The sequence below is a fragment of the Leifsonia xyli subsp. cynodontis genome, from assembly GCF_050632205.1.
Classification (GTDB): Bacteria; Actinomycetota; Actinomycetes; order Actinomycetales; family Microbacteriaceae; genus Leifsonia; species Leifsonia xyli_D.
In genome coordinates this window covers 452,054-465,309 of record NZ_CP192578.1, presented here as the reverse complement: position 1 = coordinate 465,309, position 13,256 = coordinate 452,054, and the positions used below count along the sequence as shown (strand labels likewise).

Sequence of the window (13,256 nt, the reverse complement as noted above, 5' to 3'; positions counted from 1 at the left end):
GCGCTATTCCCCCGCGCGCACGCCGCGCACCAGCAGGTCGAGCAATCGCTCGGCCTGCTGCGCGTCGACGCTCTGCTCGGTGGAGAGGTACACCCCCACCATCGCCGCGGTGACGTCGTCGGCGGCGACATCCGGCCGCAGCACGCCCTGCTGGGCGCCGGCGGCGAGGCACTGCGCGATCGTCTCGTTCACGCGCCGCCGCGTGTCCGCCGACGCCGCCGCTGAGCGGAGCGCTCCGGCCCGGACGGTCTCCGCCATCCCGCGCTTGGTCGCGATGAAGCCGCTGTAGTTGCGCAGGAACGCACGCAGGGCCACATCCGCCGGGTGCGCGTCGAGCAGGGCATCCATCGTGGCGAGCACGGTGTCCAGCTCGGTCGCGTACACCGCCGCCACCAGGTCCTCCCGCGTCGGGAAGTGCCGGTAGAGCGTCCCGATGCCGACGCCCGCCGAGCGCGCGATCGCCTCGAGCGAGGGGTCGCCGCCGCCGGCCAGTGCCGGGCGCGCGGCGTCGAGGATCGCGGCGCGGTTGCGTGCCGCGTCCGCACGGGGCCGACGTGTCGAGGGATCCGACAAAGTGGAGGTACCTCCGGTTAAGTGCTACGGTCGCTCTAGCGGAGGCTCCTCCGCTTCACAACCAGTATAGGAGGCCCCATGACCACGAACGGCACCCGGCCCGGCGGTTCCTCCGATCTCGGCGGCCGGACGGTCGCCAGGATCGGGTACGGTGCGATGGCACTCGAACGCTTCGAGGACGATCCGGATGCGGGAGTCGCGCTCCTCCGGCGGGCGGTCGAGCTCGGCATCGACCACGTCGACACCGCCGACTTCTACGGCGACAGCGTTTCGAACGGGATCATCCGTCGGGCCCTCGCCGACGAACCGCAGGTCACCGTCGTCACCAAGGTCGGGGCCGTGCGCGTGGATGCGCCCCTGCCGCTGACGCTGGCGCAGCGACCGGAACAGCTACGCGAGCAGGTGCACGCCAACCTCCGCACGCTCGGCCGCGACCGCCTCGACGTCGTCAACCTGCGCAGGCCCGAGGTCGGCCCGGGGATCACCGTGCCCGATGACGAACTCGTCGACCTCGACGACCAGCTGGCCGCGCTGATCGCCCTCCGCGCCGAGGGCGTCATCGGCGGCATCGGACTGAGCGCCGTCCGCAGCGACACGCTTCGGCGCGCCCTGCCGGCCGGGATCGTGTGCGTGCAGAACGCGTACTCGGTGCTCTCCCGGGGGTACGAGGACATGCTCGCCCTCTGCGCCGCCGAGGGCATCGCGTGGGTCCCGTACTTCCCTCTCGGCAGCGGCTTCCCGCAACTTCCCAAGGTCACCGACCATCCGGTGGTCCAGAGCATCGCCGACGAGACGGGCGCGACGCCCGCGCAGATCGGGCTCGCGTGGCTCCTCGCGCACGCGCCGAACATCCTGCTCATCCCGGGGACCGGGAGCATCCCGCACCTCGAGGAGAACGCCGCCGCCGCCGAGGTGGTCCTGACCGACGACCAGCGCGCCCGACTGGACGCGATCGCCGGCTGAAGCGCGACGAACGACGCCGACGGCGGTCCGCTGCCCGTCGCGCCGGATGCCTCACTGCCGGCCGGCATCGCTGCGCTGGATGGCCAGGTGCGGAACGGAGGAGGTCTGGTCCGACACGCCGCGGCGCGCCGTGTTGGGGAGGAGATGTCGCTCGATCGGGCGGTGATGTCCTCCGCGATCGAGCGGGCGGCAGGAGACGCGGGCGGCAGGAGACGCGGGTGCGCGAAGACGCCGAACGGCCCGGCCGACGTGAGTCGACCGGGCCGTTCCGTGTGTGCGTGCCTTACGCCGCGGCGTCCGCCTTGGGAGCCGAGGTGTCGGCCGGCAGAGCCTTCTTGGCGGTCTCGACGAGCGCCGCGAAGGTCGCGGGCTCGGTGATCGCCAGGTCGGCGAGGATGCGACGGTCGACCTCGACGCCCGCCAGGCCCAGGCCCTGGATGAAGCGGTTGTAGGTGAGGCCGTTGGCGCGGGACGCGGCGTTGATCCGCTGGATCCAGAGGCGGCGGAACTCGCCCTTCTTCTGGCGGCGGTCACGGTACGCGTAGACCAGGGAGTGGGTGACCTGCTCCTTGGCCTTGCGGTAGAGACGCGACCGCTGTCCGCGGTAGCCCTCGGCGCGCTCGAGGATGACCCGACGCTTCTTGTGGGCGTTGACAGCCCTCTTCACTCTTGCCATTAGTCGATTTCCTTCTCAGAACTGCGTGTCGGGGGGTTACTTGCCGAGCATCCGGCGGATGACCTTGGCATCCACCTCGGGCACGACCTGCTCGGCGTTCAGACGACGCTTGCGGCTGGTGGACTTGACCTCGAGGTTGTGTCGCATACCGGACTGCTGCTTCATGACCTTGCCGCTGCCGGTGATCTTGAAGCGCTTCTTGGCGCCGGAGTGGGTCTTCTGCTTGGGCATTACTTCTCCTCGTTCGTCGCCTGGGCGGGCGAACTCTCATCGGACTGAGCAGCGTCGGCTGTCTCAGCAACCTCATCCTGGTCGCGCCCCTGGGCGCGGGCCTTGGATGCGGCACGTACTGCATTCGCCTCGGCCTTGGCCTCGGACTTGTTCTTGAGCGGGCTGATGATCATCACCATGTTGCGCCCGTCGATCGTGGGGTTGGACTCCACCGTGCCGAGCTCGGCGACGTCCTCCGCGAAGCGCTGCAGGAGGCGGACACCCTGCTCGGGACGCGACTGCTCGCGGCCGCGGAACAGGATCATGGCCTTCACCTTGTCGCCGGACTTCAGGAAGCCCTCGGCGCGCTTGCGCTTGGTCTCGTAGTCGTGCTTGTCGATCTTGAGGCGGAAACGGACCTCTTTGAGGATCGTGTTCGCCTGGTTGCGCCGAGCCTCCTTGGCCTTCTGCGCAGCCTCGTACTTGAACTTGCCGTAGTCCATGATCTTGGCGACCGGCGGCTTGGAGTTGGGCGCGACTTCGACCAGGTCGAGGTCGGCCTCCTGCGCGAGTCGCAGTGCGACCTCGATCTTGACGACACCGACCTGCTCTCCGCTGGGGCCGACGAGTCGAACTTCGGGGACGCGGATACGGTCATTCGTACGGGGATCGCTGATGTCTGTCTCCTCTGATCAAGCGATTGCTTCTGCCACGGATCATCGGTGACGATCCGGCGAAAGAGGAGGTTCCACGCACCAGCACGGCCTGCGATGCGGATCCGAGAATCCATCGCAGGCCTGGTACAACACCCTGTCTACCCCCGCGTTCACACGCGTTGGCGGAGTGCAACGACCCGGTAACCTGTAAAACGGTCAAGCGCGGGTGGGAGGAATCTCCACTTTCGTACCGGGACTTCATGCCCCGGAGCCTGAAGAATTCTAGCAGAGGAAAGCAGTGAGCGACACATCCTTCACCTTCGACGACGCAGCCGGCGACCAGGACGCCCTGTCGGAGGCCACCCGCGACATCGCGGAGGTCCCCGCCGTCGAGGTGATCACCACCACCGCGGTGCACCTGATGAGCGCGGCAGCGGTCAAGTGCGGCCTGGCCGACGACCCGGAGCACCAGACGGATCTGGATGAGGCGCGCAAGCTGATCGACGCCCTCGCCGGCCTCGTCACGGCGAGCGCCCAGCACATCGGCGACCAGCACGCGCGCAGCCTGCGCGACGGGCTCCGCTCGCTGCAGCTGGCGTTCCGCGAGGCGTCCGTCATCCCGGACGAGATCGGCAAGGGCCCGGGCGAGAAGTACACCGGCCCGGTCAGCTGACGATGGCGTTCACCCCGCCCCCGGCCTTCACCACGCGGCCGACCCTGCGGGGCCGGTTCGGGATGTCCGCCTCGACGCACTGGCTGGCGACGGCCGCGGCGCAGGCGGTGCTGGAGCGCGGCGGGAACGCCTTCGACGCGGCGGTGGCCGGCGCGTTCGTGCTGCATGTCGTCGAGCCGCACCTGAACGGACCCGGCGGAGACCTGGTCGCGCTGTTCGCGACCGCGGAGGATCCGACGCCGGTCGTCCTCTCCGGCCAGGGCCCCGCCCCGGCGGGCGCGACGCGGGAGCACTACCTCGGCGAAGGGCTGGAACTCGTGCCGGGCTCGGGTGCGCTGGCCGCGGCCGTCCCGGGCGCAGTGGATGCGTGGCTGCTGCTGCTGAAGGACCACGGGACGTGGGAGCTCGCGGACGTGCTGTCGTTCGCCATCGAGTACGCGGAGGGCGGCCATCCGGTGCTGGAGCGGGTGTGCACGACGATCCGCACCGTCGCGCCCCTCTTCGCCGAGCACTGGCCGACGTCGGCCGAGCGGTGGATGCCGGGCGGGCGCATCCCGGAACCCGGCGAGCTGATCACCGATCCGGCGTACGCGCGGGTGCTGCGCGGGCTGGTGTCCGCGGGCGACGCCGCCGCCACCCGCGAGGAGCGCATCGAGGCGGCGCGGACGGAGTGGGCCACGGGCCTGGTCGCCCAGGCGGCGGCTGCGTTCGTGCGCACGCCGCACCGCCACTCCGACGGGGCGGACCACGCCGGCGTTATCGCTGAGGCGGACTTCGCCGCCTACCGGGCGGGGTACGAGGATGCGGTCACCCTGGAGTTCCGCGGGCACGCGATCGCCAAGACCGGCGCCTGGGGACAGGGCCCAGCGCTGCTCGAGACCCTGGCCATCCTCGACGGCTTCGACGACGGGCGCCTGGACCCGTCCACTGAGCTGGGTGCCCACACGATCCTGGAGGCGCAGAAGCTCGCCTACGCCGACCGCGACGCCTACTTCGGCGACGACGACCTGCCGTTGGCGACCCTGCTCTCCCCCGGGTACGCCGCCGAGCGCCGGGCGCTCGTCGGCGACCGCGCCTCGGCAGAGTTCCGCCCGGGCAGCCTCCCCGGCCGCACGCCGTTCCGCCCGCCGCTGCGCACCGCGTACACTCCGCCGTCGGGCGTCGCGAGCGAGGGCGTCGGCGAGCCTACCGTCGCGCGCTCCGGCGAGACCCGCGGCGACACCTGCCACATCGACGTCGTGGACCGCTGGGGCAACATCGTCTCGGCGACGCCGTCCGGCGGCTGGCTGCAGTCGTCGCCGACCATCCCGGAGCTGGGATTCTGCCTCGGCACCCGCCTGCAGATGACCTGGCTGGAGGAGGGATCGGCCGCAACCCTGACCCCCGGGAAGCGCCCGCGCACCACGCTGACCCCGACGCTCGTGCTGCGCGACGGGGCGCCGGTCACCGCGCTGGGCTCCCCGGCGGCGACCAGCAGGACCAGTGGCAGCTGCTCTACCTGCTCCGCACGCTCGTCGGCGGCTACACGCCGCAGCAGGCGATCGACGCCCCAGCGCTGCACACGACCTCGATCGCGGAGTCGTTCTGGCCGCGCACGTGGGAGCCCGCGGGCGCCGTGGTGGAGACGCGGCTGGGCGAGGCGGTCATCGCCGGTCTCGAGGCACGCGGCCACCGCGTCACCAGGGCGGGCGAGTGGACGCTGGGGCGGCTGTCGTCGGTGGGTCGCGACCCGGCGACCGGCGTGCTGACCGCGGCGGCCAACCCGCGCGGGATGCAGGGATACGCGGCCGGGCGGTGACTGCGGCGGTTCGTACCGGATGCGGCTGCGCGAGCCGCCGCACTCGAGTCAGGACACAGCAGTCGCGGCTGCCACGGGTCAGGCGACGCCGACGGCGCGGCGGACCGCCGCGACCGTGCGCTCCGCCTCCGCGGCGTCGGTCAGCCAGTTGCTCACCGAGAAGCGAAGCACAGCCCGCCCGTGCCAGAGTGACGGCGACGCCAGCGCCTGTCCGCCGGCCAACAGCGCTGCTCCGACCGCGCGCGTGCGCTCGTCCGTCCCGAACGCCGCGCACACCTGGGTGTAGACGACGTCGTTGAGCACCTCGCCGCCGGGGATCGCGCGGATGCCGCCGGCGATCACCTGGGCCGAGTCGGCCAGCCGCTGCACCAGGTCGGCGACGCCGTCCCGCCCCAGCTGCGCGAGCGTCGCGTACACGGGTACTCCACGGGCGCGTCGCGAGAGCTCCAGCACGCGGTCGGCGGGATCGGCGACGTCCGCCGACGAGGCCAGGTACGCCGCATGCTGCGCGACGGCGCGATGCAGCGCCTCCGGGTCGGCCACGGCGGCGATCCCGCAGTCGTAGGGCACGTTCAGCGTCTTGTGCGCATCCGTCGCCCACGAGTCGGCCCGCTCCAGCCCCGCCGTGAGGTGGCGCAGGCCCAGGGCGGCGGCCGCCCACAGCCCGAACGCACCATCGACGTGCACCCACGCTCCGGCCTCGTGAGCGATGTCGGTCAGCTCGCCCAGCGGGTCGAACGCGCCCGAGTGGATGTTGCCCGCCTGCAGGCAGACGATCGCCGGTCCGCTCCCCTCGGCGAGCGCCGCCCGCAGCGCGTCCGGCCGCATCCGGCCCTGGCCGTCCGCCTCGACGACCCGTCCGCGGCCGAGGCCCGCGACCTGGCCGGCGCTGTCGACGGACCCGTGCCGCTCCGCCCCGACGAGGAAGCGGATGCGCGGCCCGCCGGCGAGCCCCTCTGCGGCCGGATCCCAGCCCGCCCGCCGGAGCACCTCATCCCTCGCCGCGACGAGGCCGACCAGGCTGGCGACGGTCGCGCCGGTCACGAAGCCGATCTCGGCAGAAGGTGCGAGCCCCAGCAGTCCGGTCAGCCAGGCGGCGGCCAGTTCCTCCGCCGCGACGACGCCCGGCGTCACCGTGCGGAGGCCGGTGTTCTGGTCCCACGCGGAGACCAGCCAGTCCGCGCCGAGCGACACCGGTTGCACGCCGCCCATGACCCAGCCGTGGAAGCGCGGCGAGCCGATTCGCATCAGGCCGGGCTCGATCGCCTCGGCCAGCTGCCGCAGCACCTCGGGCGCCGAGGCCCCGCGGTCGGGCAGCTCGCGACCGAGTGCATCCTTCACGGCCTCGATGTCCGCCGTGGGCGGGATGGGTCCATCCCGCGTGCCGTCGAGCCAGCGCCCGGCGAGCGCGACGGCCTCGTCGAGCGCGGGACCGAACGCCACCGGATCGCTCACACGGGCATGCTAGCCGCCGACGCCGGGACGGCGCATGCGGAATTCACCAGACGGGCGGGCGCCGCTCCTGCCACCGGATCCGCCGCTCCAGCTGGGTCGCCAGCGATAGCAGCGTCCGCTCGCCGCCGGGCCGCCCGATCAGCTGCACACCCATCGGCAGGCCCTCTTCCGTCTGCGAGATCGGCAGCACGATCGCGGGCAGGCCGGTCACGTTCAGCATCGACGTGAACGGCGTGTACTGCACCTGCTGGGCGAAGTTGCGTTCGCCGTCCTCCTGGTCGTACCAGCCGAGCGGTCGCGGCGTCATCGCCATCGCGGGCGTGAGCACCGCGTCGAAGGACGACAGCTGCCGGATGAACGACCGCTCGTAGTCCGTCAGCGCCGCCAGCGCCTCGCTGAGCTCGCGCGCGCTCAGCGCCCGCCCGCGCTCGACCAGCCACGCGGTCAGCGGCTCGAGCAGGGCGAGCGCCTCCCCTTCCGCCGGGATGCGCGCGGCGCCGGCCTGCCAGATCGTCCGGAACGCGGGCGCGTACGTGTCGTCGGGCTCGAGTGCGGTCTCCTCCAGCCCGTGACCCATCGCGGCGAAGGCGTCCACCGCGGCGGCGAGCGCGTCCGTCGCCTCGGTCGCGAGCGCGATGTCATAGGCGCCGTCCCACGCGGAGGTCGTCATGACGCCCAGCTGGAACCGGCCCTCGCCGCGGACCGCCGTTCCGAGGAAGGGGCCGTCGTCGTCGTACGGGGCCCGCAACGTGTAGTGGTGGTCGATGCTGCCGTCGGAGCGCTTGGCGATCATCCCGTCGAGCAGCAGCGCGGCGTCGGCGACGGTCCGCGCGAGCGGACCGGCGACGACGAGGCCGGCCAGCGAAGCGATGCCGCTGCCCGCGGGCACGAGCCCGCGTGACGGCTTCAGCCCGACCAGACCGCACGCGGCGGCGGGGATGCGGACGGAGCCGCCGCCGTCGGAGCCGGGGGCGAAGGGCAGCATTCCGCTGGCGACCGCGACGGCTGCTCCCCGCTCGAGCCGCCGGCTCCCAGCTCGGGGTTCCACGGGTTGCGCGCGGGCGGTGCGGCGAGCGACTCGGTGTAGGCCGGGAGGCCGAACTCGGGCGCGTTCGTCTTGCCGAGGCTGACGGCACCGGCCGCATCCAGCGTCTCGACGATCTCGTCGCTGGTGTCGGGCAGGAAGCCGGCCATCGACCGCGAACCGAACCCGGTCGGCACGCCGGCGCGCAGCCACAGGTCCTTGTCGCCCGACGGCAGGCCCCAGAGCGGAGCGGTCCGCGGCACCCGCTGGGCCAGCTCGTCGGCGCGACGCACGGCTTCCTCGCGCGTGACCGTGACGAAGGCGCCCAGCTGCGGGTTCAGGCGCTCGATGCGGTCGAGGTAGTGGGCGGCGAGCTCGCGCGGCGACACCCGTGCCGTCTGCAGCTCCTGCCAGAGTTCGAGCGCCGTGAGGTCGTGGAGGTCGGCCATCACGCCAGGCTAGCCGAGGTCGTGCTGCGCTTCGAGGAACTCGATGATCGCCCCGTTGAAGGCGGCCGGATCGACGTTGTACTCCCAGGAGTGCTCCGCCGGGGACAGCTCCACGAGCCGCACCATGGTGGGGTTCGCCATCGCGAACAGCACCGACGACGACAGCGGCACCTCGCGGTCGCCGTCCGAGTGGATGACGAGCGCCGGCAGGGTGAGCCGTCCTGGCCGCGTCCAGTCCAGCCGGGCGAAGTCGATCGGCTCGGGCAGCCCGACCCGGGCGCTCGCGACCCGGTCCGCCAGCGTGCGGACCGCCAGCGCTGCCGTCCAGGCCGGCAGCCCGCGCTCGCTGACGCCGTTGCGGATCACCGCCCCCCAGTCCGTCACCGGGGAGATGAGCACGATGCGGTCGAGGCACTCCCGATGGGCGCTGCGCTCGGCCACCTGCAGCGCGATCGCCCCGCCCAGCGACCAGCCGACCAGGACGACCCGCTGGGCACCGTGCTCCCGGGCGTAGGCGACGGCGGCATCCACGTCCTCCCATTCGGTCAGGCCGAGGGTGGATGCTCCTCCCGGCATCTCCGGCCCCTCGCCATCGCCCCGGAACGAGACGATGAGCGACGTCATGCCGAGCGCGACGGTCGCCGGCACCGACCGAAGCGCCGTCACCCGCGTGCTGTTCCAGCCGTGGATGTGGATCGCCCAGGGCGCCTGCGCCGTCCGGTCCGGCGGCTCGAAGAGCCAGGCGGGCGCGGTCCCGCCGGGCACCGCGATGGAGACTGCGCGGAACGGCGTGCGCAGCGACTCCGGGCCCGGGTGGAGGTGCCCCGTCCAATACCCCGTCGACGCGGAAGCGAGGTCCCCCGTCACCTCCAGCAGCTCGCGGGTGACCGTGCCGTCCGCACGGTGATGCGCTCGCACCGGTCCGACGACGGCGTGCCCGGCCTCGCCGAACCACAGCCCGAACGTGCCGCGGTGCACGGTGCGCCGGTCGGCGGTGAGGGTCACGGTCGTCGCGGTGCTGCCGTGGATGCGCGTCTGCCGGCGCGGCCGCCCCTGCACGATCCGCCGCGCGAGCCGGTCGCCGATGCGCCGCACCGCCCAGAGCGACGCGGCACCGGCCAGGCCGGCGATGCCGGCGACGAGAAACCACCCCATACCCCTAGGACGCTCGGTCCAGCCCGATCATGACGCGCGGTCCCCAAGGACGTCGTCTCCGGGCGCTAGCGTGTGTCGGGTGCTGGGCTATCTCTTCCTCGCGGTCGCCATCGCGACCGAGGTCGTCGCGACGACGTTCCTCAAGTTCACGGCAGGCGACGATGCGAAATGGTGGGCGTTCGTCATTGTCGTCGTCGGCTACGTCGCCTCGTTCTTCGCGCTCTCGCTCGCGCTCGGCCGCGGCGTCCCGCTCGGGATCGCCTACGCCATCTGGTCGGCCGTCGGCGTGGCCGCGATCGCGATCATCTCGTGGGTCTTCTTCAAGGAATCGCTGACGTGGCTACAGATCGCCGGCCTGGTGCTCGTGATCGGCGGCGTCGGGCTGCTCGAGCTCGGCGCGCGCCATCCCGCCTGAGCCGCGCCCCGCCTAGGCGGAGCCGACGAACGCCGCGAGCGCCTCATCCAGCGTCCGCGCGGGCGGGATGTACGCGTAGACGGCGCCGACCCCGGCCGGGACGTACTCGCCGTCGGCCGTGACGGTCACCTCGCCGAGCAGCCGCCCGCGGCCGAGCTCCGCGTCCTCGTCGGGATACGAGTGGTCGTACACGTCGTAGCGGTCGCCGTCCTCGTAGACGGTCAGGTCTTCCAGCAGCGGCATCTCAGAACCTCCTCGTGAAGGGCAGCGGCTTCCGCATCCGGATCAGCAGCAGCAGCGGCACGAGCACGTACGGCCCGTTGTAGAGCAGGAACACGACCGGGTTCGGCGTGCGCTGGCCGACCGGGCCGAAGAACTCGACGCCGAAGATCGGGATGGCGGTGAGGCTGATGATCATGGTGGCGTAGATCACCGCGAACAGCTGGATCCAGTTGAACCCCTTCACCAGGCACACGATCAGCAGCACGTAGAAGGGCAGGTAGATGAACGCGCTCGTGCCCGTGATGAACCGCAGCCACAGCGGTTCCTGCATGTACAGCGGGTCGTACTGCGACGAGTACGTGTAGTTCCACTGCGCCAGGATGTTCGTCGTCGTCGCGGTCTGCGGGATGCCGAGCGTCGGGATCGCGTCGCTGATGATGCACGTGACGATGAACAGCGAGAACATCACCACGAAGAAGATGTCGAACGGGCGTTTGCGCAGCGGCAGGTTCGCCGGAGTCGCTGGCGCGGCGGCGGCGACCGGTACTGCGCCCGTCCCGGGGCTCACGGTGCTCACGTGCGTGAGCCTAGCGCCGCTGGGCCGCGCGGCGTCAGAGCCAGAGGTCGAATTCGCGGCGGGATGATCCCGCTCGCGACCGCCACCACGGACCCGGCGCGTCGAGCAATTGCGGTCACTCTCGCCGCTGCGCCTGCTCTCGGGATGGTAGTTTCGCCTGACATTTCGGTTGACATGTTTGGGGTGCAGATGTCAGGAACGCTCAGGGTCGATGCCGACCGGTTGCGGGAGGGCGCGAAGGCGTTGAAGCGCACCTGTGCCGGTGGTCGCCCGTCGGCGGACGAGGCGGATGGGTTCGGGTCGCCGGTGGCGCGGGGGGCCGTGCACCGGTTCGAGGGGTACTGGGTGGCCGGTCAGTCGGCGGTCGACGAGCTGATGGCGGGGTTGGCCGGTGCTCTCGCTCAGGTGGCCGACGCGTACCAGCGGCGGGATGCGCAAGACGCTCACCGGTTCGACCACGCCGGGGGTGGGTTCGTTGCGTTCTAGGTGGGCGGACTGGTCGCCGGCCGGGTTCGAGACCGATCCCACCCCGGGCGACCCCGGGTTGGTGGACGCGTTGGCCGCCCACCTCACGAAGTGGTCGGGGCGGCTGGAGGGTCAGGCCAAAGCGGCAGACGACCTGGTCAACACCGGGTTGGAGGCCGCGGCGTGGTCGGGGCTCGCTGCCGACGTGTTCCGGGAACGGTTGCGGACGCTGGCTGACGCGGCCCGGGTCGCCGCGACACGGCACACGGCCGGCGCTGCGGCGACGACGACCTGGCTGGGGTCGATGACGGCGTCGCAGAACACCGCTGACCGGGCGTTGCAGGATGCGGAGGATGCCCAGGCCGACCTGGAGCGGGCGCAGGCGCAGGTCGCGGCGCTCAGCGCGGAGCATGCGGCGCTGCTGCTGGTCGCGGATGCGCTGCAGAGAGCGTACGCGTCCGGGGAGGAGCCCTCGCACGCGAAGATGCTCAATGCCCGCCGCCGCGAGCAGGACACCGAGGACAATCTGATCCGGGCCCGGTCCGCGATCGAGGAGGCCGAGGAGCGGCTGGACGACGCCCGGCGCCGGGCCCAGCAGGCCAAGCACGAGTACGACGCGGCGGAGAAGACCTTCGCGACCGCTCTGGACGGCGCGCTCCACGGCGCGATGCCCGCCGTCCCCGCACCGCAGTTGGCGACGTTCGGAAAAGCGGTGACCAAACTCTCCGCCATCTCAGCCACGGCGAGCGCGAACGCGTCGCTGATGGACACCGTCACCACGCTGACCCCCGACGAACTGCAGGCGCTGATCGGCCAGGACCCGGAGATCGTGCAACGGTACTGGGAGCACCCGCCGTCCGCGGACAAGGTCGCGACCTGGTGGAAGAACCTCCCGTCCGAGCAGCAAACCGCGTTCGCCGCCGCCGCGCCCGAGGTCCTCGGCAACCTCGCCGGGCTGCCCTACGGCGTCCGGAACACCTGCAACCTTGCCAGCTACAACAACGCGCAGAAGCACAAAGCGGACCTGACCCCGGAACAACGCAAGGTGCTCAGCGCTCTCAAGAACGTGCTCGCAGACGGGTCGGCATCGCTGGTCTGCTTCAACCCCGACGCGTCGGTGCCGATGGTCGCTGTCGGGTACGGCGACCTCGACACCGCCGACACCGTCACCTGGGCCGCCCCCGGAATGAACTCCGACGCCACCAACGCCACGAAGAACTGGTCACGGGCGGCGAAGAACCTCTATATGCAGCAGAACGACCTCGATCGAGGTCGCACGCATGGGGTGGTCGGCTGGCTGGGATACGACACCCCGGACCTTGTGACGGTGAACAATCCCGCGCTGGCGCAGGACGGCGCCTGGCGGTTCGCGACCGAGTTGGACGGCACCCACGCCACCCGCGCCGGGAAGCTGCCGTATGTGGGGGTGGTCGCCCACTCCTACGGCACCACCACGACCGCGAACGCGCTGACGCACACGAAGTATCCGGTGGACTCGTACACGATGCTCGGCTCTGCCGGGATCGACACCGGCACCGTCCACGCCCTCACCGACCTGCACGTGACGAAAACCGCCGGAGCCCCTACGATCTACACGACCTCCGCAAAGCTGGACCAACTGGCCCCGTTCGGCTCGACCGTCGGAGGCCGGGCAGAGCCCAACCCGGATGTCGCCTTCACCGCCGGGGGCATCGTGCGACCCGCCATCATCCGCGGCGCCCAATCGTTCTCCTCCGAAGGCGCAACCCTCCCCAACGGCGACACGTTGAAGCAGACCAAGGGCCACAGCCCCATCGGCGATGACGTCGGACCCAACTTCCTCAACGGGATCGCCCCCGAAGGCCACGGCTACCTCGACCAGGGCACCGAAGCGCTCTACAACGCCGCACTCACCACCACCGGCCAACCCGGGAAAGTCGTCGGCGGATTGAAGCCCACTCGATGA

13 protein-coding genes and 2 pseudogenes are annotated in these 13,256 nt (G+C 71.6%); 6 read left to right on the top strand and 9 right to left on the bottom strand.

Annotated features, from left to right (window positions below):
* Positions 1–3: 3 nt before the first annotated feature.
* Positions 4–573: a TetR/AcrR family transcriptional regulator gene (locus ACQ86M_RS02230; RefSeq protein ID WP_431246891.1), complete on the bottom strand. Its 570-nt coding sequence runs from the start codon at positions 571–573 to the stop codon at positions 4–6.
* Between the two features lie 78 nt (positions 574–651).
* Here ACQ86M_RS02230 and ACQ86M_RS02225 point away from each other — a divergent pair, with 78 nt between their 5' ends.
* Positions 652–1,536 (top strand): aldo/keto reductase, encoded by an 885-nt coding sequence (locus ACQ86M_RS02225; RefSeq protein ID WP_431246890.1) that lies wholly within the window; start codon positions 652–654, stop codon positions 1,534–1,536.
* Between the two features lie 283 nt (positions 1,537–1,819).
* Here ACQ86M_RS02225 and rplT read toward each other — a convergent pair whose 3' ends face one another.
* From rplT to infC, 3 genes are read right to left on the bottom strand one after another with little or no spacing between them, the layout of a single operon-like run.
* Positions 1,820–2,212 carry a 50S ribosomal protein L20 gene (gene rplT, locus ACQ86M_RS02220; protein ID WP_431246889.1) on the bottom strand — a complete coding sequence of 131 codons (393 nt, stop codon included), beginning with the start codon at positions 2,210–2,212 and terminating at the stop codon, positions 1,820–1,822.
* A 36-nt stretch (positions 2,213–2,248) separates the two neighbouring features.
* Entirely contained in the window at positions 2,249–2,443 is a 195-nt protein-coding gene (gene rpmI, locus ACQ86M_RS02215) for a 50S ribosomal protein L35 (protein WP_410780948.1), read from the bottom strand.
* Entirely contained in the window at positions 2,443–3,099 is a 657-nt protein-coding gene (infC, locus tag ACQ86M_RS02210) for a translation initiation factor IF-3 (protein ID WP_410783249.1), read from the bottom strand. The genes rpmI and infC overlap by 1 nt, the downstream gene beginning before the upstream one ends.
* A gap of 277 nt (positions 3,100–3,376) precedes the next feature.
* On the opposite strand from infC, the gene ACQ86M_RS02205 reads away from it, so the two are divergent.
* Both ACQ86M_RS02205 and ACQ86M_RS02200 read left to right on the top strand, forming a co-directional pair.
* A complete protein-coding gene (locus tag ACQ86M_RS02205; protein WP_431220532.1) occupies positions 3,377–3,751 on the top strand; it encodes a DUF1844 domain-containing protein in 375 nt (124 codons plus the stop codon).
* 2 nt (positions 3,752–3,753) lie between these two features.
* Positions 3,754–5,549: pseudogene (locus tag ACQ86M_RS02200) on the top strand (gamma-glutamyltransferase family protein).
* A gap of 78 nt (positions 5,550–5,627) precedes the next feature.
* On the opposite strand, the gene ACQ86M_RS02195 reads toward ACQ86M_RS02200, so the two are convergent.
* From ACQ86M_RS02195 to ACQ86M_RS02185, 3 genes and pseudogenes are all read right to left on the bottom strand, one after another.
* A complete protein-coding gene (locus ACQ86M_RS02195; RefSeq protein ID WP_431246888.1) occupies positions 5,628–7,004 on the bottom strand; it encodes a pyridoxal phosphate-dependent decarboxylase family protein in 1,377 nt (458 codons plus the stop codon).
* Positions 7,005–7,047: 43 nt separating this feature from the next.
* Positions 7,048–8,477: pseudogene (locus tag ACQ86M_RS02190) on the bottom strand (amidase).
* A 9-nt stretch (positions 8,478–8,486) separates the two neighbouring features.
* The gene (locus ACQ86M_RS02185) at positions 8,487–9,632 is read right to left on the bottom strand and encodes an alpha/beta hydrolase family protein (RefSeq protein WP_431246887.1); all 1,146 of its coding nucleotides are present in this window, start codon (positions 9,630–9,632) and stop codon (positions 8,487–8,489) included.
* Between the two features lie 79 nt (positions 9,633–9,711).
* Between ACQ86M_RS02185 and ACQ86M_RS02180 the strand changes: the two genes are divergently transcribed.
* On the top strand, positions 9,712–10,047 hold the full coding sequence (locus ACQ86M_RS02180) for a DMT family transporter (protein ID WP_431246886.1): 336 nt from the start codon (positions 9,712–9,714) through the stop codon (positions 10,045–10,047).
* 12 nt (positions 10,048–10,059) lie between these two features.
* On the opposite strand, the gene ACQ86M_RS02175 is transcribed toward ACQ86M_RS02180, so the two are convergent.
* Positions 10,060–10,290 carry a hypothetical protein gene (locus ACQ86M_RS02175; RefSeq protein WP_431220528.1) on the bottom strand — a complete coding sequence of 77 codons (231 nt, stop codon included), beginning with the start codon at positions 10,288–10,290 and terminating at the stop codon, positions 10,060–10,062.
* 1 nt (position 10,291) lies between these two features.
* Positions 10,292–10,846, bottom strand: a complete 555-nt coding sequence (locus ACQ86M_RS02170) for a DUF2781 domain-containing protein (RefSeq protein WP_431246885.1) — start codon at positions 10,844–10,846, stop codon at positions 10,292–10,294.
* A gap of 189 nt (positions 10,847–11,035) precedes the next feature.
* Here ACQ86M_RS02170 and ACQ86M_RS02165 point away from each other — a divergent pair, with 189 nt between their 5' ends.
* On the top strand, positions 11,036–11,332 hold the full coding sequence (locus ACQ86M_RS02165) for a hypothetical protein (protein WP_431246595.1): 297 nt from the start codon (positions 11,036–11,038) through the stop codon (positions 11,330–11,332).
* Positions 11,277–13,256 (top strand): alpha/beta hydrolase, encoded by a 1,980-nt coding sequence (locus ACQ86M_RS02160; RefSeq protein WP_431246884.1) that lies wholly within the window; start codon positions 11,277–11,279, stop codon positions 13,254–13,256. Before ACQ86M_RS02165 ends, ACQ86M_RS02160 begins: the two co-directional genes overlap by 56 nt.